Origin of the sequence: Nocardia alba NBRC 108234 (assembly GCF_001612665.1) — a bacterium.
GTDB lineage: Bacteria > Actinomycetota > Actinomycetes > Mycobacteriales > Mycobacteriaceae > Nocardia > Nocardia alba.
The window spans coordinates 20,241-41,468 of sequence record NZ_BDAX01000044.1 but is presented as its reverse complement, the minus strand read 5'-3'; the positions used below and the strand labels follow the sequence as shown (position 1 = coordinate 41,468).

The window sequence follows — 21,228 nt, the reverse complement described above, 5'->3', positions numbered from 1 at the left end:
GCGGCGGCCGGTGGCGGCGGTGGTCAGCGGGTCTGTACCGCCTGTGGGCGGGCATGATCGTTTATTCTTCCGGGGTGAAGGCACTTCGTCGGTTCACTGTCCGTGCCCATTTGCCGGAGCGGCTCGCCGCGCTGGGTGAGTTGTCGACAAACCTGCGGTGGTCGTGGCATGGCCCGACACAGGATCTGTTCGCCGAGCTCGACCCGGGGCTGTGGCGGACCGTCGGCCAGGACCCGGTCCGGATGCTGGGCGAAGTGCCCGCCGAGCGGCTCGATGAGCTCGCCGCCGATCCGGCGTATACCGCGCGAGTCGACGCGGCCGCCGCGGGCCTGCGCGACTATCTGACGCGACCACGGTGGTTCCAGGAGCAGACCGGCACCGACATCGCGGGGATCGCCTACTTCTCGATGGAGTTCGGTGTCACCGAGGTACTGCCGAACTATTCCGGCGGTCTCGGCATCCTGGCCGGTGATCATCTCAAGGCCGCCTCGGATCTCGGGCTGCCGCTGATCGGCGTCGGTCTGCTGTATCGCTCGGGGTATTTCCGGCAGTCGCTGTCGGCCGACGGCTGGCAGATGGAGCACTATCCGGCGCTCGATCCGCAGGGTCTACCGCTGCGTCTGCTCACCAGCGACGGTTCGCCGGTGCTCATCCACGTCGGTATGTCCGAGGGGCGGGTACTGCGGGCCCGGGTGTGGATCGCGCAGGTGGGCCGGATTCCGTTGCTGCTGCTGGATTCCGATATCGCGGAGAACGATCCCGAGCTGCGGGCCGTCACCGACCGGCTCTACGGCGGCGACCAGGACCACCGCATCAAGCAGGAGATCCTGGCGGGTATCGGCGGCGTTCGCGCGGTGCGCGCGTACACCCGCGCCAACGGGCTGCCCGATCCCGATGTCTTCCACATGAACGAGGGCCACGCGGGTTTCCTCGGCGTCGAGCGCATCCGTGAATTCATCGCGGGCGGACTGGATTTCGAGACCGCGCTCGCCGCGGTACGGGCAGGCACCGTATTCACCACGCACACCCCGGTGCCCGCGGGCATCGACCGTTTCCCGATGCCGTTGGTGCGCAGGTACTTCGGCGGCGCGCACGGTGAATCCGAATCCTCGCTGCTGCCAGGGCTTTCCGTCGACCGGATTCTGGCGTTCGGGCGGGAGGGCGATCCCTCGGTGTTCAACATGGCGCACATGGGTCTGCGGATGGCTCAGCGCGCGAACGGTGTCTCGAAGCTGCACGGCGAGGTCAGCCGGGAGATGTTCGCGGCACTGTGGCCCGGGTTCGACGCGGCCGAGGTGCCGATCGGCTCGGTCACCAACGGCGTACACGCTCCGACTTGGGCCGCGCGCGAATGGCTCGACAAGGCGCGCGAACTCGTCGGGCCCGAACTGGTCGAGGAGGCGCGGGGTTGGGAGAAACTCAGCGACGTCGACCTCGGCCAGCTGTGGTCGACGCGAAACACGTTGCGCGGCGTGCTGATCGAGGAAGTGCGGCGCAGGCTGCGCGATTCCTGGCGACAGCGCGGCGCCGCCGACGCCGAACTCGGCTGGATCGACGACGTCTTCGACCCGAACGTGCTCACCATCGGTTTCGCCCGCCGCGTGCCCACCTACAAGCGGCTCACCCTCATGCTGCGCGACCCCGAACGGCTGCGCGCGCTGTTGCTGCACCCCGAGCATCCGGTGCAGCTGGTGGTGGCGGGTAAGAGTCACCCCGCCGACGACGGCGGCAAGGCGCTGATCCAGCAGGTGGTGCGGTTCGCCGACGACCCAGAGGTGCGTCATCGCATCGTGTTCCTGCCCGACTACGACATGTCGATGGCCCGCTACCTGTACTGGGGTTGCGATGTGTGGCTGAACAATCCGCTGCGCCCGCTCGAGGCGTGCGGTACCTCGGGCATGAAGTCCGCGCTCAACGGCGGCCTGAATCTGTCCATCCGCGACGGCTGGTGGGACGAGATGTTCGACGGCGAGAACGGCTGGGCGATCCCCACCGCCGACGGCGTCCGCGACGAATCCCGCCGCGACGACCTCGAGGCCTCGGCACTCTACGAACTCGTCGAACGCACCGTGGCGCCACGTTTCTACGACCGTGACGGCAGCGATGTGCCGGTCCGCTGGACCGAGATGGTGCGCCACACCCTGCAGACCACCAGTCCGAAGGTCCTGGCCTCGCGCATGGTGCGCGACTACGCCGAGCAGTACTACGGACCGGCGGCCGCCGCGTTCGGGCGCGCCGCCGCCGACACCTTCGCGGGCGCGGCGCGGGTCGCCGAGTACCGCAGGCGCGTCGATGCCGCGTGGCCTTCGGTGCGGATCGCGCAGGTCGACAGCTCCGGCCTGCCCGACACCCCCGTGATCGGCGCCCCGCTGTCGCTGCACGCGCGCATCGACCTCGGCGGGCTCGCGCCATCGGATGTGGTGGTGCAGGCGATACTGGGCCGGGTCTCGCCGACCGACGATCTCTCCGATACGACCACGATCGAGATGGGCCACACCGGCACCGACGACGGCAGCGAGCTGTATTCGATCCACGCGCCGGTCCCGCTGTCGGGCGCGGTCGGCTACACGGTGCGTGTGCTTCCCCACAACGAACTGCTCGCCGCTGACGCGGAACTGGGCTTGGTGGCCGTCGCGGGCGCGTAACCGTCCTCGGCGACCCGTGCGCCGGGTTCTTCGATTCAGTGAACTTTCCGCTACCGTTCCGGGGTCGATCATCGAGGAGAGTCATGGCCAGCGACGTCCCAACCCGTCCCGTAGGGCGCATCGACGAATATTTCGGTATCTCGTCGAGTGGGTCCACCTTCAAGCGCGAGGCGATGGCGGGCACGGTCACGTTCCTGGCGATGTCGTATGTGCTGGCGGTGAACCCGTCGATCCTCGGTGACGAAGGCGCGCTCGGCGACAAGGGCATTCCGATGCAGGCGGTCTTCACCGCCACCGCCGTCGCCGCGGTCTTCGGCACGCTGGTCATGGGTATCTGGGCGAAGTACCCGATCGCGCTCGCGCCGGGCATGGGTCTCAACGCGTTCTTCGCCTACACCGTGGTGCTCAGCATGGGCATCCCGTGGCAGGTGGCGCTGTCGGGCACCTTGCTCTCGGGCATCATCTTCTTCGTTCTCGCGGTCACCAGGGTTCGGGAACGGATCCTCAACGCGATCCCGTTGCAGATGAAATTCGCGGTGGGCGCGGGTATCGGTTTGTTCGTGGCGTTCCTCGGTTTGAAGAACGCGGGCATCGTCGTCAACAGTGACTCGACGCTGGTGACCCTCGGCGATTTCACCGAGGGGACCACACTGCTCGCCCTGTTCGGTTTGATCGTGACCGTGGTCTTCCTGGTGATCGGCTGGCACGGCGCGGTGCTCTACGGCATCGTCGCGACCACGATCCTCGGCATGGTGACCGGTCTGGTCGGCGTGCCGGACGGTATCGCCGAGATGCCGAAGGGCCTGGATGAGACCTTCGGCCAGGCGATCATCCATCTGCCCGACGCGTTCACCGGACAGATGATCGTGGTGGTGCTCACCATGCTGTTCGTCGACTTCTTCGATGCCTCGGGCACCCTGATCGGCGTCGCCAATCAGGCGGGTCTGCTGAACAAGGACGGCACGCTGCCGCGCGCGGCGAGCGCGATGGCCGCCGACTCGGTCGGCACCACCGCGGGCGCGATCATCGGCACCTCCACCACCACCGCGTACGTGGAATCGACGGCGGGTGTGTCGGCGGGTGGCCGAACCGGCCTCACCGCGGTGACCACCGCGGGCTGGTTCCTGATCGCGATGTTCTGCTATCCGATCTTCTCGGTGGTCGCCGGGTCGGCCGAGATCACCTCGGCCGCGCTGATCGTGGTCGGCATCCTGATGGCGCGATCGCTGGGCGATATCGACTGGCAGAACCTCGAGTACTCGGTGCCCGCGTTCATCACCGTCATCATGATGCCGCTGACGTACTCGATCGCGAACGGCCTGGCCATGGGCATGATCTTCTACCCCATCGTGATGGTCGCCAAGGGCCGCATCAAGGACGTGCACCCGGCCATGTGGGCGTTGATGGTGCTGTTCCTCGCGTACTTCTTCTTCCTGGTCGAATAGACATTCCGGCCGTAGGTGTGTCTATACTCGGGCTAGCCTAGGCTTGCCTAACTAAGAGGAGATCCACCCATGAAGCGCTCGCTCGTTGCCGCGTCGATGGCATTCGCCACCATCTTCGCGCCGGTTACCGCTGCCGTCGTCATCACCGCTCCCGCCGCGATCGCAGCCCCGGCCACGCCTTCGGTCGGTGAGCTGTACGGCAAGCTGCAGGCGGCCATGAACGGATCGTCGGCCGAGCTCGAGTCGGGCAACGGCGGCAGCCTCGCGGTCGTGCGCGACACCGTCAACCGGATCCCCGGCTACAGCTGGGATGTCTCCGGCCCGGTCACCGTGGACGGTGACACCCTGTCGGCCACCCTGAACAGCCGCCTGGGCGACTACGCCTTCCCGATCCCCGTGACCTGGAAGAACATCGGCGGGATGTGGAAGCTGTCGCAGGAGTCCGAGCAGACGCTGGTCAGCTACGCCACCATGGCGTGGTGATCTGAGGAATTCCGATCAGGGCCGCCCCGATGGGGCGGCCTTTTTCGATCGATAGTGATCGGCATTACAGAATTGCCCGGGAGGGCGTGAAATAGTGGCACTGGACTCAGGGTTGTGATCGAGGAAGGCAACCGGACCGTGGTCCGGTTGTGTGGATGTTCGAATCGCAGATGAGGACACGATGACCGATACCGCTACCCGCCTCACTCCTACCGCCACCACTGACGAGACCACCGCCGTTGGCATCGGCCTGCTGGTGCTGCGCGTCGGCTTCGGTGGACTGATGGCCGCCTACGGAACCCAGAAGCTGTTCGGCTGGTTCAACGGACCCGGCTGGCGCGCCAATGCCGACAGCTTCACCGCCATGGACTACAACCCCGGCGAATTCTTCGGCACCCTGGCCGGCGCCGCCGAACTGGTCGGCGGGCTGCTGCTGGTGTTCGGGCTGTTCACGCCACTGGCCGCCGCCATCGTGCTCGGAACGATGATCAATGCCATCAATGTGCTGTGGAGCGGCGGCCTCTTCCCGGCGGATCCGTCGGTGCCGGGGTTCACCACGCCGCTGCTGTTCGCGCTGGCCGCGGCGGCGCTGGCGTTCACCGGGCCGGGGCGTTTCTCCCTCGACGCCGGGCGCCCCTGGCAGCGCCGGGGCGTGGTGTGGGGCGGTGCGGCCGTGGCGCTCGCCGTCGTGACCGCGGTGGTGACATTGATCTTCAAGGCCGTGCTGTGATCTGACGCGACACCCCGGATCAGGGATAGCGAGGCGGGGCGGTGACCGGTATCCGGTTGCCGCACCGCCTCGTTCGCGCCGCGGTGAGGCGATTCGTCATCGCCCGTATGTCCGAGGTTCCACGGAGCTGGCGCGAGGAGTCGGTGGCAGCGATTAACCTCGTGGCGGCGCCTGTGCACAGCGGCGCGACGCATAGTCCGCGGATGGAAGAGGAGAGCTGCGATGAAGGCTTACGACCTGGGTTTCGGAGACTCGGCGGACAAACTGGCCGAGACGCCCGAGGGTGATCCGCTGGTTCTCGACGCGCCGGTACGCTCCGGCTGGATCGGCAGTGAGGGCCCGGCCATCGACCCGGCCACCTGGCCGCGCGGACCTGTCACCGGCCTGCCGATGATGCACGCGCTCACTCTGCGTCTGCCCGCCGACTTCCAGCGCCGCGGGCCCGGATTTCCCGCCATCGCGCTCTTCCAGGGCGAGGGACAGTTCGCCGGTACCGATGCGGTCGAGGCCGACGCCTCGTCGCAGGACCCTCTTGCCCGCGATCTCGTCGCCACCCGCGCGCACCCGACGTTGCAGATCATGCACGACGAGATCGGCGGCGCCTTCGCGCTGATCTGGCTCACCGACAAGGAATTCGCCGACGGCCCGGTGGCCCCGCCCGCCGATGTCCGCACGCCGGGTTCCCCGACCGCGAGCGACGAAGGCCGCAACGCCTGGGACGACGTGCATCCCACCCTCGGCGTCTGGCTCGCCGAGCGCACCGCCGACCCCAACGTGGGCATTGCCCCGGTCGAATACGAGCCGAACACCAATTACCAGGACCCGCTCACCGAGGATTCCGGCTGGACCACGTGGGCCGAGCCGCTCTTCGGTCGCTCCCACCTCGGCGGCACCGCCTTCCCGGTGCAGGCGCTGCCGGAGGGGTTGACCCCGTACTACCTGGAGATCGAGGAGATCTCCGGCATGAACTTCGGCGGCGGCAACGCCCAACTCGATCTCGACTCCGGCGTTTTCGATTGGTCCTGCGGATAGCTCAGTTCATCATCGCCGGGCGGTCGTCGTCGGGGTGCGCGACGGCGGCCGTTCGGGTTCGTGGTGAAAGCTGTTCGTAGGCGCGGAGTTCGATGGCGGGCTCGATGGGCGCCGGCGGGAGTTCGCGTGTGCGGATGCGCACCGCGATACCCGCGAGGGTGATCAGATAGATGATCACGTAGATGTTCATCAGGACCTGCGGCAGCGGCCACCACGGGGGCAGCAGGAAGGTGCCCACGCTCACCCAGGTGGGGGTATAGGTGTAGGTCCAGGCGGCGGTGGCCAGGTAGAGCGCGAACGCGGCGAGCCACCAGGGGGCGCGAGTCTGAGCGCGGTGGATCAGGTACACCAGCAGCGGAACGAACCAGACCCAGTGGTGGCCCCACGAATACGGGGAGATGGCGCACGCGGTGAGGCCGCCGAGGGTGACCGAGAGCAGGGGTTCGCCCCGGCGAACAAGGACGGCGGCCAGCCACAGCGCGACCAGCGCGACCGGCACGGCGATCAACAGCCACAACCACACCGGTGCGGGGCCGTGGCCGAGATGGGCGATGGCGCCGCGCAGAGACTGGTTGGCGGGGTGGACATCCGGGGCGATGCGACCGGAATGGAAGAACGTCGACGTCCAGTACTGGTACGAATCGCTCGGCAGGATCAACGCGGTCACACCGATCGAGGCGACGAAGGTGGCAGCGGCGGTCGCGGCCGCGCGCCACTGCCGTTGGGCCAGATACTGCGCGATGAAGTACAGCGGAGTCAGTTTGATACCCGCGGCGATGCCGATGCCGATCCCACGCAATCTGCTGTTCTCGGCGCGGGAGAAATCCCACAGCACCACCAGCATCAGCACCAGATTGATCTGCCCGTAGTAGAGCGTGGTGCGCACCGGCTCGGCGAAGGCGCAGGACAGGGTGAGCAGTGCGCTGACGGCGGCCAGCGCGGGGGTGGCGCGATAGCCGAGCATCCGAAAGCTTTGCAGCACAACCCCGAACAGCACCAGCAGATTCAGCACCAGCCAGGTCGTGGTGACGTGGGCCCACGGCACCAGCAGCAGCGGCAGGAACGCCACGGCCGAGAACGGCGTGTAGGTGTAGAGCAAGCCATAATGCGTCGGCTCGATGTAGAGCGCCCGGTCGTGCACGAGCCGCCAGCCGCCGTCGCGGTAGATGTGCACGTCGAGACCGCCGACGAGAATGCCGCCGTTGTTCATCCACGGATCCATGGTGGTGAACAGCAGCGTCACACCGGCGACGGCGGTGCCGAGTAGCAGAAGCAGCGTCAGGGTCGTGCGCGGGAGTACCACGCCTCGAGATCTCTCCGCCACGGCCGTGCTACCGGCCGACCCAGATCGTATGCACGACTAAGAACCTACCGCGCCGGGTCGAGCGCGCTCGATGGCGGATCGACTTCGGTAGGAAAACGACATGAATGCGGGTAAGGCTGGCGGCGAACCCTTCTCGTGCGTGCGTGTCCCACCTGTCAGGCCGCTGGTCGCAGCGTCAACATGGTGTCGGCGCCGTGGTGGAACTCATATCCGGTCTTTTGCAGGGACGTGGCGATGCCCTTGTCGAGAAGTTCGGCGCGCAGGTGCTCGATGAGATCGTCGAGCGGGGCGCCGGTGTAGTCGAGCAGCGGATAGACACGGGTTTCGACGGTGGCGACGCGCGCCAATTCCAGCAGGGCGGCCAGATGGAAGTCGGCGTCGAGCCGGTCGGCGTAGCTGAACAGCAGGTGCGAGCTCAGGGCCAGATCGAACGCGTCGTCAGGGCAGGGGAGCGCGGGAAGGGAGCCGGCCAGATACCGCTCGGGCGTAGCGCGCACGTCGTCGGCGAAGCGGGCGGCGGCGCCGCGGCGGATCGCGGCGTGTTCTGCCGTGGAGCCGTACCAGTCCCAGCGGTAACGGTCGGCGTGAGAGTGCGCCCAGGCCACGGCGCGTTCGGTTTCGGGGGTGGCGCGGGCGGCCAGTTCGGTTGGTGGAGTGGCGTAGATGGGATCGATCGCGGTGACTTCGGCGCCCAGCGCGCTCGCCTCCGCCGCGAAACTCGCGGCGCCGCCCGGACAGTCGAGGACACGGCGCCCGGACAGATCATCGTCGCGAAGTTGGAACATAGCGCGGTACTCGGCCAAAGATCTTGCGCTGACCAAAAATTCGCCGAGTACCTCGCCATCGGCGTGGTGCATCATCACAAAACGTTCTCACGACTTGCGTTCGCACGCTCGCGAATTCCTGAGTGTGGTCACCTCGATTGCAAGACCCGACTTCGCAAGTGTTGCTTCGCTCACGCGGAGTCGGTGAGCCGGCGCAACGCCTTGGTGACCACCTCGGGATCGCTGGTCTCCCAGTACGGCGGCAAGGACGCGCGCAGATAGCTGCCGTAGCGGGCGGTGGCAAGGCGGGAATCCAGGATCGCGACCACGCCGCGGTCGTCGACGCTGCGCAGCAACCTGCCGGTGCCCTGGGCCAGCAGCAGCGCGGCGTGATTGGCTGCCACCGCCATGAAACCGTTGCCGCCGCGCGACTCCACCGCTCGCTGACGCGCGGTGAGCAGCGGATCGTCGGGGCGGGGGAACGGAATGCGGTCCAGGATAACGAGACTCAGCGACGGGCCGGGGACGTCGACACCCTGCCAGAGGGTGAGGGTGCCGAACAGCGAGGTGGCCGGATCGTCGGCGAACTTGCGTACCAGCGCGCCCATCGAATCGTCGCCCTGACACAGCACCGGGGTGTCGAGCCGTTCGCGCAGCGCCTCGGTGGCGGCCTTGGCGGCGCGCATCGACGAGAACAGGCCGAGCGTGCGACCACCGGCGGCGGTGATGAGCTGTTCGATCTCGGTGAGATAGGCGGGGGACAGGCCGTCGCGACCCGGGGCGGGCAGGTGTTCGGCCACATAGAGGATGCCGGACTTGGCGTGGTCGAACGGCGAACCGACGTCGAGGGCGTTCCAGCGCACCGACTCCAGGTCGGCGGGCGCGGTGGCGCCGTTGGCCATGGCCGGATCGACCCTGCCACCCGACTGCGCCGGCAGGCCCCAGGCGATCGCGAGCCCGTCGAACGAGCCGCCGATCTGCAGGGTGGCCGAGGTGAGCACGACGGTCGCGGTGCCGAACAGTCTGCTGCGCAACAGCCCGCCCACCGAGAGCGGCGCCATTCGCAACGTGCGACGGGCGACGCCACGGACCTCGTCAGCCGACAACCAGATGACATCGCGACGGGCGGCCGGGTCGGCCTCCTCGAACGCGGTGAGCGCGCGGACCGCGGCGTCGTGCACATCGTCGATGGCGGCCACGGCCATGGTGCGGGCGGCGGCGTTGTCGGGGTCGTCCTGGGCTTTGACAGTGCCCTGCGGTGCGATGGCGGTGCGCGCGTTCCAGGCGGAATCGCGCACCAGGGCCAGAACCGGGGCGATGCCGTCGGGCATCTGGTCCCAGCGGCCGGGCGACAGTTCCTCCAGTGCCTGGTGGAAGGCCTCCGCGGCACCCTCCAGCCGGTCGACTTCGCGTTCGTCGATCAGCTTGGTGCAGCGGCGCGCGGCCGCGCTGATCGCGGTCGCGGCCAGCTCGGCGGTGGCGACGCCGGTGACGCGGTCGACCAGTTCGTGCGCCTCGTCGATCACCACCACATCGTGCTCGGGCAGGATCTGGATGCCGCTGATGGCGTCGATGGCCAGCAGCGCGTGGTTGGTCACCACCACGTCGGCCTGGGCGGATTCCGCGCGGGCCTTCTCGGCGAAGCAGTCCTGCCCGAACTGACACCGAGACTTGCCGAGGCATTCGCGCGAGCCGACGCTGACCTGACGCCACGCGCGATCGGTGACGCCGGGGGCGAGCTCGTCGCGGTCACCGGTCTCGGTGTCGGAGGCCCATTCGTTGAGGCGCTGGACTTCGCGGCCGAGGCGGGAGATGGCGAAGGCGTCGAACAGCTCGGCCTCGCCGCCGGTGTCCTCCGGGATCACGCTGTTGATCTTGTTGAGGCAGAGATAGTTGTTGCGGCCCTTGAGAATCGCGAACTGGGGGGCCCGGCCCAGCGGCTTGGTGAGCGCCTCGGCCAGCCGCGGCAGATCTCGGTCGACGAGCTGGCGTTGCAGTGCGATCGTCGCGGTGGAGACCACCACGGTGCGGCCGGTGCGGACGGCGTGGCGCAAGCTCGGGATGAGATAGGCCAGCGACTTGCCGGTGCCGGTGCCCGCCTGCACGGCCAGGTGCTCCTTGGTGTCGATCGCGTGGTCGACGGCGGTGGCCATGGTGGTCTGCCCGGTGCGTTCCTTGCCGCCGAGGGCATGCACGGCGGTGACGAGCAGGTCGGCTACGGGGGGGAGTTCGGGCACGGTGGCAGCTTATCGGTCGGGTCGGACAGGTTTGGGTGTGCTCGGGGTGAGGGTGGGGCTGGGGTTGGGGTTTGTGGTGGCGGGGGTGTGGGTCAGGACTCGCGGACGAAGTCGTCGATGTGGGCTCGGATGTAGTCGAGGACGCGCTGTTCGAAGTCCGGGGGTTCGTTGATGTCGTAGATCTCGTCGGGGTCCTCGGCGCGGTCGCCGGTGGGGCGGCGGATCTGGTCGGGGGTGGCCAGGGTGCGGTGTTCGTCTTCCCAGAAGCGGTCGAGGTCGTCGTGGGGGGAGCTGGGGGAGGCGTCGCGGGCGGCGATGATGGCTGCTGCGGCCAGTTGGGGCATGCCTGCGGCTCGCAAACCTCTTGTTGCCCAGGGGAGTTCGCTGCGACGGGTTTTCAGGTAGCTCGAGAAGCCCGCGTCCAGGACGCTGGTGTGCAGGCTCGACAGGGCCAGCAGGTGGGAGAACGCGGGCGGGAGGTGGCCGAACGCGCCGATGCCGAGGCGGTGGAGGTCGTCGGTGGCGGGGTTGGACCAGAAGACGGTGTCGGCGGCGTCGTGGATGCTGTCGGTCTCGGCGAGTGCCTTCGTCAGGGCGGGTCGGGTGTGCGCCGGGAATCGATAGTCCATGGGAGAAGTATTCAGGGCCGTAGGCGCACGCCCGCATCGCGGAGGGTGGTCAGGGCGGTCTCGGTGGTTTCCGGGGCGACGCCCGCGGTGAGATCGAGCAGGACGGTGGTGTCGAAGCCTGCCTCGGCGGCGTCGAGCGCGGTGGCTCGCACGCAGTGGTCGGTGGCGATGCCGACCACGTCCACAGCGTCGATACCGTGGGCGCGCAGCCAATCCGTGAGTGCGGTGCCGTCGGCCGCCGCGCCTTCGAAGCCGGAGTAGGCGGCGGTGTATTCGCCTTTCGAGAAGGTCTCCTGGATGGGCGAGACGTCGAGTGCGGGGTGGAAATCGGCGCCGGGGGTCCCCACGCGGCAGTGGGGCGGCCACGAGTCGACATAGTCGGGTTCGGTGGAGAAGTGCGGTCCGGGGTCGATGTGCCAGTCCCGGGTGGCCACCACCGCGTCGTAGTGCTCGGTGGCGAGGAAGTCGGTGATCGCCGCCGCCACGGCCGCGCCGCCCGCTACCGCGAGGGAACCACCCTCGCAGAAGTCGTTCTGTACATCCACGATTATCAGCCCGCGTGCCATGTCTTCCTCCGCCTCGTTCGAGGTGAACCATTCTCCGCCGTGGAACACCCGGAAGCCACCCGGGCCGGCGCGGCCGACCGAAGCACCGTCACTCAGCCGAGGAACGTCGTCGGCACGGCCGGCTCACCCGCGGAGAGCTTCAGACCTTCCCACGGCAGGCTGACCAAACCGCGCGCGACCAGGTCACGGCTCTGTGCCAGGGTCGCGACATCGTCGACCACCTTGCCGCCGCGTACCAGCGGCACCTGCAGCTCTCGCACCTGGAAACCGTTGGTATCCGGTGCTTGCGTACCCGCGGGGTAGACGATCTCCTCGACGATCGTGCCGGTGGCGCGGGCCAATCGCACGGCCTTCTTGGTCCCGCCGCGTGACTGCTTGTGACTCGATCGCTTGGCCACCGGAATGCCGTCGACCTCGACCAGCTTGTAGACCATGCCCGCCGTCGGGGCGCCGGAGCCGACGACCACCGAGGTGCCGACGCCGTACACATCGACCGGCTCGGCCCGCAGCGCCGCGATCGCGTACTCGTCCAGGTCGCCGGAGACCACGATGCGGGTGCCGGTGGCGCCGAGCTCGTCGAGCTGTCGGCGGACCTGTCCGGCGAGGACGCCGAGATCGCCGGAGTCGATGCGCACACCGCCCAGCTCGGGGCCTGCCACCTCGATGGCGGTGGCGACGCCCCTGGTGATGTCGAAGGTGTCGACCAGCAGGGTCGTGCCGATGCCGAGCGCGTCGATCTGGCTGCGGAACGCCGCGGCCTCGTGTTCGCCGTCGGCGCCGCTGTGCAGCAGGGTGAAGGCGTGGGCGCTGGTACCAGCGCCGGGCACGCCGAAGCCGCGTACGGCCTCGAGATTGGACGTGGCGTCGAAGCCGGCCAGATAGGCGGCGCGCGAACTCGCGGGCGCGGCGAGCTCGTGGGTGCGTCGCGATCCCATCTCGATCATCCGCCGACCCGCGGCCGCGCTCACCATCCTGGCGGCGGCGGAGGCGATGGCACTGTCGTGATTGAAGATCGACAGCGCGAGGGTCTCGAGCAACACGCATTCGGCGAAACTGCCGCGCACGGTCAGGATCGGCGAACCGGGGAAGTACAACTCGCCCTCGGCATAGCCGTCGATGTCGCCGGTGAAGCGATACTCGCGCAACCAGTCGACGGTGGCCGGGTCGAGGAACTTCGCGACCACGGCCAGCTCCTCGGGCCCGAACTGGAAGTGGGTCAGCGCGTCGAGTAGCCGACCCGTGCCCGCCACGACGCCGTAGCGGCGCCCGTTCGGCAATCGCCGGGCGAACACCTCGAAGGTGCACTGTCGACGGGCCGAACCGTCGGCCAGCGCCGCGGCCAGCATGGTCAGCTCGTATTGGTCGGTCAGCAGCGCGGTGCTGGCGAACTCGTCACGGATCTGCACACCAGAAACTCTAGTCACCGCGGGTGTTGATTCCGGTGGGCGTCGTCGTAGGCTGGTTTCCATGTCCGTGTGCAATACCGTTCGGGCCGGCGCCGTCACCGACGCTGTGAACGCCGCACTGCCGGCACCGCAGGCGACACCGGAGACCACCGAATACGCCGAGATCCTGGAGGCCGAGGACCGGCCCTGGGTCACCGTCGTCTGGGACGATCCGGTGAACCTCATGCACTACGTCACCTACATCTTCCAGAAGCTTTTCGGCTACAGCAAAGCCAAGGCGACCGAGTTGATGATGCAGGTCCACAACGAGGGCAAGGCGGTGGTGTCGTCGGGCTCGCGCGACAAGATGGAGCAGGACGTGCGTCGGCTACACGCCGCGGGGCTCTGGGCAACCATGCAGCGCGACTGACGACCTGAGTAACCTGGGCCCTGTGCGTAAGTGGAGCAGGAAGAACTCACTGAGTGGCCTCAAGCTTCGATCCGAAATGGACGAGCACGAAGCCACCGTCCTGCGCTCGCTCATCGGTGCGGTGTCCGGGCTGCTCAGCGATCGTGCCGCCGACGCCCCCGAAGACGAACTCGCCGCGCTCACCGGTCTGCGCACCGGCAATTCCACCCCGCCCGACGACCCGCAACTGCTGCGTCTGCTGCCCGATTTCCACCGCGCCGAACCCGGTTCCCCCGATGCCAAGCGCGCCGATCTCAACAGCGCGCTGCGCAGCCTGCACGAGCCGGAGATCATCGACGCGAAACTGGCCGCGGGGCAGACCGTCCTGGACAGCTGCCCGGAAATAGGCGGCAAGATCGCGCTCACGCCCGAGCAGGCCGATGCGTGGCTGGCCGCGCTCACCGACGTCCGTCTCGCGCTGGGCACCCTGCTCGACATCGACGACGACACGCCCGACCACTTCGACCCGGAAGATCCGCGCGCCCCACATCTGGACGTCTACCACTGGCTCACCTGGATGCAGGATTCCCTGTTGCAGGCACTGGCCCCCTGACCCGCCGTGGCGGGCGTGATCAGACAAGGACGAGACGATGCGCAGTAGCCAAGGGGCACGTAACTCGATCACCGATGTCGAGGGCGTACTGGTAGGCCACTGCCAGGCCATCGACGCCGAGGTCACTCTCGGCACCGGCGCTGCGACCGGCTGCACGGTGGTGCGGGTCCCCGGCGGCGCGACGGCCTCGGTCGACGTCCGCGGTGGCGGCCCCGGCACCAGGGAAACCGACCTGCTCGACCCGGCCAACACCGTCCGCCGACTCAACGCCGTGCTCCTCACCGGCGGCAGCGCGTACGGCCTCGCCGCCGCCGACGGGGTGATGCGCTGGTCGGAGGAACACGGCGAGGGCATTCCGATGGACCCGACCGACGCGAGTCGCGTGGTCCCGATCGTGCCGGGCGCGGTGATCTTCGATCTGCCGGTCGGGGACTGGGGCATCCGGCCCGACGCCGATTTCGGCTATCGCGCGGCCGCGGCGGCCTCGACCGAGTTCGCCAGGGGGACCGCGGGTGCCGGTGTGGGGGCGCGCGCGGGTGCGCTCAAGGGCGGAATCGGTTCGGCGAGTGTGGTTCTCGCGGACGGACCCGGTGCCGGGGTGACGGTGGGCGCGGTGATCGTCGCGAATCCTGTCGGATCGGTTGTCGATCCGCGCACCGGGTTGCCATGGGGTGCGGGCACCGACGGGCCCGACTTCTTCGGGCTGCGCCCGGGAACCCCCGATGAGATCGCGGCGCTGGTCGCGCTGCCCGTCAAGAGCATGGTCCTCAACACCACGATCGGTGTGGTGGCGACCGACGCCGCCCTCGACCCGGCGGGGTGCCGGCGGATGGCAACGACCGCGCACGACGGACTGGCCCGCGCGATCCGGCCCGTGCACTCCCCGCTCGACGGCGACACGCTCTTCGCGCTCGCGACCGGGACTCGCGAAGTCGCGCCCGCCGAGTTGCCCGCCGCTTTCCCCGCCGACCTGCTCCTGCTCGATCAGCTGTGTACCGCCGCCGCCGTGGTCGTCGAACGCGCCGTCGTCGACGCGGTACTGCAAGCGACCTCGATCGCCGCGATCCCGGCCTACTACGACCTGTTTTCGCGTTGATCGCCGCACCCTCGCCCCGGAACGCCGCGCTGACCAGCCCCGCGACGACCCGGCCGGGACCGGAGTGTGTGCCTCGCGGAATACCCGAATAGGGTGAGTCGTTGTCGAGGAAGGTGCTCGACAGCGCGCACGCAGGATGTGGAAAGGGTCGACAAGTGCTGGTGATCAGGGCCGATCTCGTTGACGCGATGGTGGCGCACGCCCGCGCCGATCACCCGGACGAGGCCTGCGGCATCATCGCCGGCCCCGAGGGCAGTGACCGGCCGGAACGTTTCGTCGCGATGGTCAACGCCGAGCGCTCGCCCACCTTCTACCGGTTCGATTCCGGTGAACAGCTACGGGTGTGGCGCGCGATGGACGACGCCGACGAAGTGCCGGTCGTGGTCTACCACTCACACACCGCCACCGAGGCCTACCCGAGCCGCACCGATATCTCCTACGCCGCCGAACCGGACGCGCACTATGTGCTGGTCTCCACGCGCGACCCGCAGACCCACGAACTGCGCAGCTACCGCATCGTCGACGGCGAGGTCACCGAAGAACCGGTGCGCATCGTCGATTCGTACTGAACCGTCCGAGAAAAGTCACCACCCCGAGGAGTCCCCATGCCGGTAACCGTGTCCATTCCGACCATCATGCGTGGTATCACCGGAGGTGAGAAGCGGGTGCAGGGCGAGGGCTCGACGCTGTCCGCGCTCATCGCCGACCTCGACGCGAACCACCCGGGGCTGGCCGAGAAGCTGCTGTCGGACGGCAAGCTGAACCGTTACGTCAACATCTACGTCGACGACGAGGACGTGCGCTTCTCCGGTGGGCTGGAAGCCGAGGTGCCCACGGGCGCGTCGGTCACCATCCTGCCCGCCGTGGCCGGCGGCGCCTGACACCGTGGCCCGCTACGAATCGCTGATCGCGACGCTCGGCAATACGCCGCTGGTCGGCTTGCAGACACTGTCGCCCCAATGGGACGGCGACGATCACGTGCGGCTGTGGGCCAAGCTCGAGGACCGCAACCCCACCGGATCGATCAAGGACCGGCCCGCGCTGCGGATGATCGAACAGGCCGAAGCCGACGGGTTGCTCACCCCCGGGTGCACGATTCTGGAGCCGACCAGCGGCAATACCGGGATATCGCTGGCCATGGCGGCCAAGCTCAAGGGCTACCGGATCGTCTGTGTGATGCCGGAGAACACGTCGGTGGAGCGTCGGCAATTGCTGACGATGTTCGGCGCCGAGATCATCGACTCGCCCGCGGCGGGCGGATCCAATCAAGCGGTGGCGATGGCCAAGCAGATCGCGGCGCAGAACCCGGACTGGGTGATGCTCTACCAGTACGGCAATCCGGCCAACGCGCTCGCGCACTACGAGAACACCGGCCCGGAACTGCTGGCCGACCTGCCGGAGATCACGCATTTCGTGGCGGGGCTCGGCACCACCGGGACGCTGATGGGCACCGGCCGGTATCTGCGCGAGCAGGTGCCCGATATCGAGATCGTGGCCGCTGAACCCCGCTACGGCGAGTTGGTCTACGGCCTGCGCAATATCGACGAGGGATTCATCCCGGAGCTCTACGACGAGAAGGTGCTCACCACGCGATTCTCGGTGGGCCCCTACGACGCGGTGAAACGGACTCGTGAACTGGTCGGCGAGGAGGGAATCTTCGCCGGGATCTCCACCGGGGCGATCCTGCACGCCGCGCTCGGCATCGCGAAGAAAGCGAAGAAGGCCGGGAAGCGCGCCGACATCGCGTTCGTGGTCGCCGACGGCGGCTGGAAGTATTTGTCTACCGGGGCATACGACGGCACGCTGGACGAAGCCGAGGAGAAGCTGGACGGACAACTCTGGGCCTGACGCGATGTCACCCGGCTTCGGTATCCTCTGGTCAACGGGATGTTCTCGGCCTGTTCTGGGCCGATGGCCCCTTGCCGGAGTGGAGGCGATGTCGGTGAGCGCTGGGGTGGGATCGCAGGGTCACGCGAGTTCGGGCATCGGTGCGTCGCGAGGCGGGTCCTTGGTCCGGGCCGCAGCGGTGATTCTGAGCTTCGTGGGCGCGCTGTACGTGATCGAGGGCGTCGACATGGTGCTCTCCTACGATTCGCCACCCGGATCGGTCGGCGAACTCGACTCCGCGGGCATCGAGCCGCGCGAAGTATCCGGGCTCGACGGGATACTGTGGGCGCCGCTGCTGCACGGTGGGTGGGATCACCTGTTCGCCAACACGCTGCCGCTGCTCGTGCTCGGTTTCCTCGTGTTGCTCTCCGGGGTCGGGCGGGGGATCGCCGCGACGGCGATCATCTGGGTGATCGCGGGCATCGGCACCTGGCTCACGGGGTCGGCGGGGAGTGTGCACCTGGGGGCGTCGTCGATCGTGTTCGGCTGGCTGACGTACCTGATCTGTCGCGGGTGGTTCGCGCGCAATGTGGGCCAGATCGCGGTGGGACTGGTGATCCTGCTGTTCTACGGCTCGATGCTGTGGGGCGTGCTGCCGAGCGACCCTCGAATTTCTTGGCAGGGACATCTTTTCGGGGCGGTGGGTGGAGTGCTCGCGGGCTGGGTACTCTCGTCAGATGAACGTCGACGCCGCCGCGGAGTATCGGTCGGCCGCGCATTGCCAACGCGGTAGCCGGGGATCCGGTCTGAAAATGGGGGGGATCCTGCAGTGAGCACCAGCACGTCGTGGCAGCATGGAGGCATGCGCCTTACCGTCCTCGGGTGCTCGGGCAGCGTGTCCGGCCCGGACACCCCAGCGTCTGGTTACCTGCTGACAGGCCCTGATATGCGGCCGACCGTCATCGACTTCGGTCCCGGTATTTTCGGCGCGCTGCAGAAACATCTGAACCCGGGCGACGTCGATGTCTTCCTCACCCACCTGCACGCGGATCACTGCCTGGATCTGCCCGCACTGCTGGTGTGGCGTCGCTACCACCCGAATCCGCCGACCGGCAAGGCGCTCGTGCGCGGGCCGTCCGACTCGGCGCTGCGGATCGGCAATGCCTCCGCGGAGATCGGCGGCGAGACCGACGACTGGTCCGATGTGATCGACTCGCAGGCGTGGGTCGAGAACACTCCGATCCCGTTCGGGGCCGGTCACACGGTGGAAGCTCGGCGGATGTACCACCCGCCGGAGTCCTACGGGCTGCGGATCACGGCTGCCGACGGTCGGGTGTTCGTCTACACCGGTGATACGGCGATGTGTGACACGGTGGTCGAGCTGGCGCAGGGGGCGGATGTGCTGATGTCGGAGGCGTCGTGGACACACGATCCGGCGAATCGGCCTCCGGGGATTCATCTTTCGGGGACCGAGGCGGGGGAGATCGCTACTCGTGCGGGGGTCAAGGAGTTGTTGCTCACGCATATTCCGCCGTGGACTTCGCGTGAGGATGTGATCGCGGAGGCCAAGGCGGCTTTTTCGGGGCCGGTGCATGCGGTGTCGCCGGGGGAGACTTTCGATCTTTAGGTTTGGTCTGGGGTTCGGGGACCGGCCACTACGTGGCCGCCGCTCCCTAGGGGTCGCGGGGGCGGGGTAGGGGTTAGTCTGTCCAGCGTGTCTAGACGAGCTGATGGTAGGGCGGATGACGAACTCCGCGACGTGAAGATCACTCGGGGATTCACCACGCACCCGGCGGGGTCGGTGCTGGTGGAATTCGGGCAGACGCGGGTGATGTGCACCGCGAGCGTCACCGAGGGGGTGCCGCCGTGGCGCCGGGATTCGGGGCTGGGCTGGCTCACCGCGGAGTACGCGATGCTGCCGGCGGCCACGCACACGCGCAGTGGGCGGGAGTCGGTGAAGGGCAAGGTCGGTGGGCGGACGCAGGAGATCAGCAGGCTGATCGGGCGTTCGCTGCGGGCCTGCATCGACCTGGCCGCGCTCGGTGAGAACACGATCGCGCTCGACTGCGATGTGCTGCAGGCCGACGGCGGCACGCGCACGGCCGCGATCACCGGCGCCTATGTGGCGCTCTCGGACGCGGTGACCTATCTGGCCGCCGCGGGCAAACTGGCTGACCCGCAGCCGATCTCGTGCATGATCGCCGCGGTCAGCGTTGGTGTGGTCGATGGGCGCGTTCGCCTCGACCTGCCCTACGAAGAGGACTCGCGTGCCGAGGTGGACATGAACGTGGTGGCCACCGACACCGGAACTCTGGTCGAGATCCAGGGCACCGGCGAGGGCGCGACGTTCCCGCGCTCGACCCTGGACAAGATGCTGGACTCGGCCTTCGCCGGTGCCGAGCAGTTGTTCGCGATCCAGAAGGCGGCGCTGGCGCTGCCCTACCCGGGCACCCTGCCCGAGCTGTCCGCGAAGAAGTAGTCGTGGCCGTGCGTGTGCTGGTCGCCAGCCGAAATGCCAAGAAGCTGAAAGAACTTCGCCGGATTCTCGATGACGCCGGGGTGGCGGGCATCGACCTGGTGAGCCTGAACGAGGTGCCCCCGTACGAGGAGGCGCCCGAGACCGGCGCCACCTTCGAGGAGAACGCGATCGCGAAGGCGCGCGACGGCGCTGTCGCTACCGGATTGCCCTGTGTGGCAGACGATTCCGGCATCGAAGTCGACGCGTTGAACGGGATGCCGGGTGTGCTGTCGGCGCGCTGGGCAGGTGGCCACGGCGACGACGGCGCGAACAACACCTTGCTGCTCGCGCAACTGGGCGACGTTCCCGACGAGCGTCGCGGCGGACGCTTCGTCTCCACGTGCGCCCTGGTCCTGCCCGACGGCACGACCACGGTGGTGCGCGGCGAATGGCCCGGCGCCATCGCCCGGGAACCTCACGGCGACGGCGGTTTCGGTTACGACCCGCTGTTCGTCCCCGAGGGCGGCACCGGCAGCGCCGCCGAACTCACTCCCGCCGAGAAAGACGCGGTCTCCCATCGTGGCCGCGCTCTCACCCAGCTCATCCCGGCCCTGGCCGCCCTGGCCTGAGCCGCCGACAACGACAGCGCCGCCGCTCCGGATTACCGGTGCGGCGGCGCTTCTCGTAGAGGTCAGAGGCTGTACTGCTGCTTCACATCTTTGGCATTGCGGTGTTCGACGAAGAACGACAGCAGCGGGATGGTGCCGGCGATGAGGGTGCCGACAGTGCGGCCGATGGGCCAGCGGACCTTCACGGCGAGGTCGGCGGTGACCAACAGGTAGGCGAAGTACACCCAGCCGTGCACGACCGCGATCCAGCTGGGGGTGTCGACGCCGAAGCCGTACTTGGCGATCATCTCCACGGTCAGCAGCAGCAGCCACAGGCCCGTGACCCAGGCGAGCACGCGGTAGCGCTGTAGGGCCGGGGCGATCTTGGCGGTGGGGGCACTGCCCGCGGGAACGGCGGTGTCTTTGTCCAGCGACGGTGCGGTGGCGTTGTTGTCGGTCACCCGGCGTTCCTCTCGGGGGAGTGCAAGCCCGCGGTGCGGACCTGCGCGTCGATGTCGCTGGCGTGCAGTCGCGCCAGGTACTGGTTGTAGGCGGCCGTTTCCGGATCGTCGGACTTGGCGGCGGTGGGGCGTTCGGGCAGGATGCCCGCGGGGATCTCGCGCGGGGCCTCTGCCTTGCCCGGACGCGGCGGCGCGGGCTCGTCGGCCTCGCGTTCCAGCCGCACGAACCGCACATAGGCGAACACCGCGAAACCGGCGAACAGCGGCCACTGCAGCGCGTAGCCGAGATTCTGGCCGGTTCCCGACGAGGATTCGAACCGCTCCCACTGCCACCAGGCCAGCGCCAGGCAGCCCAGCGCGACGACGCAGACCAGCGCGATCAGGGCCGGTCGATTGTGCGCCGGGCGAGGAGGTGGAACGGACACGCGCTCCACGGTACCCGCCTACTACAGAGCACGTAGGAGCAGGTCGCGGCAGCTCGCTGGATCTCGTGAGCAGGGCACACGAGACCCAGCG

23 protein-coding genes are annotated in these 21,228 nt (G+C 68.2%); 15 read left to right on the top strand and 8 right to left on the bottom strand.

The features are described from left to right. The first annotated feature begins 74 nt into the window (after window positions 1-74). The 5 genes from glgP to NA12_RS31535 all read left to right on the top strand — a co-directional run bounded on the left by glgP (window position 75) and on the right by NA12_RS31535 (window position 6,335). A complete protein-coding gene (glgP, locus tag NA12_RS31555) occupies window positions 75-2,645 on the top strand; it encodes an alpha-glucan family phosphorylase (protein WP_067459987.1) in 2,571 nt (856 codons plus the stop codon). A gap of 83 nt (window positions 2,646-2,728) precedes the next feature. Next, window positions 2,729-4,090, top strand: a complete 1,362-nt coding sequence (locus tag NA12_RS31550; RefSeq protein WP_067459985.1) for an NCS2 family permease — start codon at window positions 2,729-2,731, stop codon at window positions 4,088-4,090. Between the two features lie 69 nt (window positions 4,091-4,159). Next, entirely contained in the window at window positions 4,160-4,573 is a 414-nt protein-coding gene (locus NA12_RS31545) for an MTB12 C-terminal domain-containing protein (RefSeq protein ID WP_132370448.1), read from the top strand. Window positions 4,574-4,754: 181 nt separating this feature from the next. Next, window positions 4,755-5,303: a DoxX family protein gene (locus NA12_RS31540; protein ID WP_084473308.1), complete on the top strand. Its 549-nt coding sequence runs from the start codon at window positions 4,755-4,757 to the stop codon at window positions 5,301-5,303. A 222-nt stretch (window positions 5,304-5,525) separates the two neighbouring features. After that, complete coding sequence (locus NA12_RS31535; protein WP_067459981.1) at window positions 5,526-6,335, top strand: hypothetical protein; 810 nt, start codon at window positions 5,526-5,528, stop codon at window positions 6,333-6,335. A gap of 1 nt (window position 6,336) precedes the next feature. Here the strand turns inward: NA12_RS31535 and NA12_RS31530 are convergent, their stop codons facing one another. From NA12_RS31530 to NA12_RS31505, 6 genes are all read right to left on the bottom strand, one after another. Then, entirely contained in the window at window positions 6,337-7,659 is a 1,323-nt protein-coding gene (locus NA12_RS31530) for a glycosyltransferase 87 family protein (protein ID WP_255284116.1), read from the bottom strand. Window positions 7,660-7,814: 155 nt separating this feature from the next. Continuing rightward, a complete protein-coding gene (locus NA12_RS31525) occupies window positions 7,815-8,444 on the bottom strand; it encodes a hypothetical protein (protein ID WP_243655171.1) in 630 nt (209 codons plus the stop codon). Between the two features lie 170 nt (window positions 8,445-8,614). Continuing rightward, entirely contained in the window at window positions 8,615-10,660 is a 2,046-nt protein-coding gene (locus tag NA12_RS31520) for an ATP-dependent DNA helicase (RefSeq protein ID WP_067459976.1), read from the bottom strand. Window positions 10,661-10,752: 92 nt separating this feature from the next. Further along, entirely contained in the window at window positions 10,753-11,289 is a 537-nt protein-coding gene (locus NA12_RS31515) for a DMP19 family protein (protein WP_067459974.1), read from the bottom strand. A gap of 11 nt (window positions 11,290-11,300) precedes the next feature. Continuing rightward, window positions 11,301-11,855 (bottom strand): isochorismatase family protein, encoded by a 555-nt coding sequence (locus tag NA12_RS31510; RefSeq protein WP_067460029.1) that lies wholly within the window; start codon window positions 11,853-11,855, stop codon window positions 11,301-11,303. A 92-nt stretch (window positions 11,856-11,947) separates the two neighbouring features. After that, window positions 11,948-13,261: a nicotinate phosphoribosyltransferase gene (locus tag NA12_RS31505; RefSeq protein ID WP_067459971.1), complete on the bottom strand. Its 1,314-nt coding sequence runs from the start codon at window positions 13,259-13,261 to the stop codon at window positions 11,948-11,950. Window positions 13,262-13,322: 61 nt separating this feature from the next. Between NA12_RS31505 and clpS the strand changes: the two genes are divergently transcribed. From clpS to rdgB, 10 genes are all read left to right on the top strand, one after another. After that, entirely contained in the window at window positions 13,323-13,670 is a 348-nt protein-coding gene (gene clpS, locus NA12_RS31500) for an ATP-dependent Clp protease adapter ClpS (protein ID WP_084473306.1), read from the top strand. 22 nt (window positions 13,671-13,692) lie between these two features. Continuing rightward, window positions 13,693-14,262: an oxidative stress transcriptional regulator AosR gene (gene aosR, locus NA12_RS31495; RefSeq protein WP_067459968.1), complete on the top strand. Its 570-nt coding sequence runs from the start codon at window positions 13,693-13,695 to the stop codon at window positions 14,260-14,262. 37 nt (window positions 14,263-14,299) lie between these two features. Further along, window positions 14,300-15,358, top strand: a complete 1,059-nt coding sequence (locus NA12_RS31490; RefSeq protein WP_067459965.1) for a P1 family peptidase — start codon at window positions 14,300-14,302, stop codon at window positions 15,356-15,358. Between the two features lie 155 nt (window positions 15,359-15,513). Then, window positions 15,514-15,927, top strand: coding sequence for a M67 family metallopeptidase (locus tag NA12_RS31485; RefSeq protein ID WP_067459963.1), 414 nt, complete (start codon window positions 15,514-15,516; stop codon window positions 15,925-15,927). Window positions 15,928-15,963: 36 nt separating this feature from the next. Then, complete coding sequence (locus tag NA12_RS31480) at window positions 15,964-16,239, top strand: MoaD/ThiS family protein (RefSeq protein ID WP_067459961.1); 276 nt, start codon at window positions 15,964-15,966, stop codon at window positions 16,237-16,239. A gap of 4 nt (window positions 16,240-16,243) precedes the next feature. Further along, window positions 16,244-17,206: a PLP-dependent cysteine synthase family protein gene (locus tag NA12_RS31475; RefSeq protein ID WP_067459958.1), complete on the top strand. Its 963-nt coding sequence runs from the start codon at window positions 16,244-16,246 to the stop codon at window positions 17,204-17,206. A gap of 88 nt (window positions 17,207-17,294) precedes the next feature. Next, window positions 17,295-17,978: a rhomboid family intramembrane serine protease gene (locus NA12_RS31470; RefSeq protein ID WP_084473314.1), complete on the top strand. Its 684-nt coding sequence runs from the start codon at window positions 17,295-17,297 to the stop codon at window positions 17,976-17,978. 69 nt (window positions 17,979-18,047) lie between these two features. Beyond that, the gene (locus tag NA12_RS31465; protein WP_067459954.1) at window positions 18,048-18,812 is read left to right on the top strand and encodes a cyclic nucleotide-degrading phosphodiesterase; all 765 of its coding nucleotides are present in this window, start codon (window positions 18,048-18,050) and stop codon (window positions 18,810-18,812) included. A gap of 87 nt (window positions 18,813-18,899) precedes the next feature. Further along, window positions 18,900-19,664: a ribonuclease PH gene (gene rph / locus NA12_RS31460; RefSeq protein ID WP_067459952.1), complete on the top strand. Its 765-nt coding sequence runs from the start codon at window positions 18,900-18,902 to the stop codon at window positions 19,662-19,664. Between the two features lie 2 nt (window positions 19,665-19,666). Next, entirely contained in the window at window positions 19,667-20,272 is a 606-nt protein-coding gene (gene rdgB / locus NA12_RS31455; protein ID WP_067459950.1) for an RdgB/HAM1 family non-canonical purine NTP pyrophosphatase, read from the top strand. Window positions 20,273-20,334: 62 nt separating this feature from the next. On the opposite strand, the gene NA12_RS31450 is transcribed toward rdgB, so the two are convergent. Together NA12_RS31450 and NA12_RS31445 are read right to left on the bottom strand one after the other, a co-directional pair. Further along, a complete protein-coding gene (locus NA12_RS31450) occupies window positions 20,335-20,712 on the bottom strand; it encodes a DUF3817 domain-containing protein (RefSeq protein ID WP_084473305.1) in 378 nt (125 codons plus the stop codon). Continuing rightward, window positions 20,709-21,137, bottom strand: a complete 429-nt coding sequence (locus NA12_RS31445; protein ID WP_067460018.1) for a transcriptional regulator — start codon at window positions 21,135-21,137, stop codon at window positions 20,709-20,711. Before NA12_RS31445 ends, NA12_RS31450 begins: the two co-directional genes overlap by 4 nt. Window positions 21,138-21,228: the final 91 nt, after the last annotated feature.

Bases quoted from the DNA above. Each gene is read 5' to 3' on its own strand.
- NA12_RS31550 (WP_067459985.1), top strand. From the start codon at position 2,729: ATGGCCAGCGACGTCCCAACCCGTCCCGTAGGGCGCATCGACGAATAT.
- NA12_RS31545 (WP_132370448.1), top strand. From the start codon at position 4,160: ATGAAGCGCTCGCTCGTTGCCGCGTCGATGGCATTCGCCACCATCTTC.
- NA12_RS31540 (WP_084473308.1), top strand. From the start codon at position 4,755: ATGACCGATACCGCTACCCGCCTCACTCCTACCGCCACCACTGACGAG.
- NA12_RS31535 (WP_067459981.1), top strand. From the start codon at position 5,526: ATGAAGGCTTACGACCTGGGTTTCGGAGACTCGGCGGACAAACTGGCC.
- NA12_RS31525 (WP_243655171.1), bottom strand. From the start codon at position 8,444: ATGTTCCAACTTCGCGACGATGATCTGTCCGGGCGCCGTGTCCTCGAC.
- NA12_RS31515 (WP_067459974.1), bottom strand. From the start codon at position 11,289: ATGGACTATCGATTCCCGGCGCACACCCGACCCGCCCTGACGAAGGCA.
- NA12_RS31510 (WP_067460029.1), bottom strand. From the start codon at position 11,855: ATGGCACGCGGGCTGATAATCGTGGATGTACAGAACGACTTCTGCGAG.
- clpS (WP_084473306.1), top strand. From the start codon at position 13,323: ATGTCCGTGTGCAATACCGTTCGGGCCGGCGCCGTCACCGACGCTGTG.
- NA12_RS31490 (WP_067459965.1), top strand. From the start codon at position 14,300: ATGCGCAGTAGCCAAGGGGCACGTAACTCGATCACCGATGTCGAGGGC.
- NA12_RS31480 (WP_067459961.1), top strand. From the start codon at position 15,964: ATGCCGGTAACCGTGTCCATTCCGACCATCATGCGTGGTATCACCGGA.
- NA12_RS31470 (WP_084473314.1), top strand. From the start codon at position 17,295: ATGTCGGTGAGCGCTGGGGTGGGATCGCAGGGTCACGCGAGTTCGGGC.
- NA12_RS31465 (WP_067459954.1), top strand. From the start codon at position 18,048: ATGCGCCTTACCGTCCTCGGGTGCTCGGGCAGCGTGTCCGGCCCGGAC.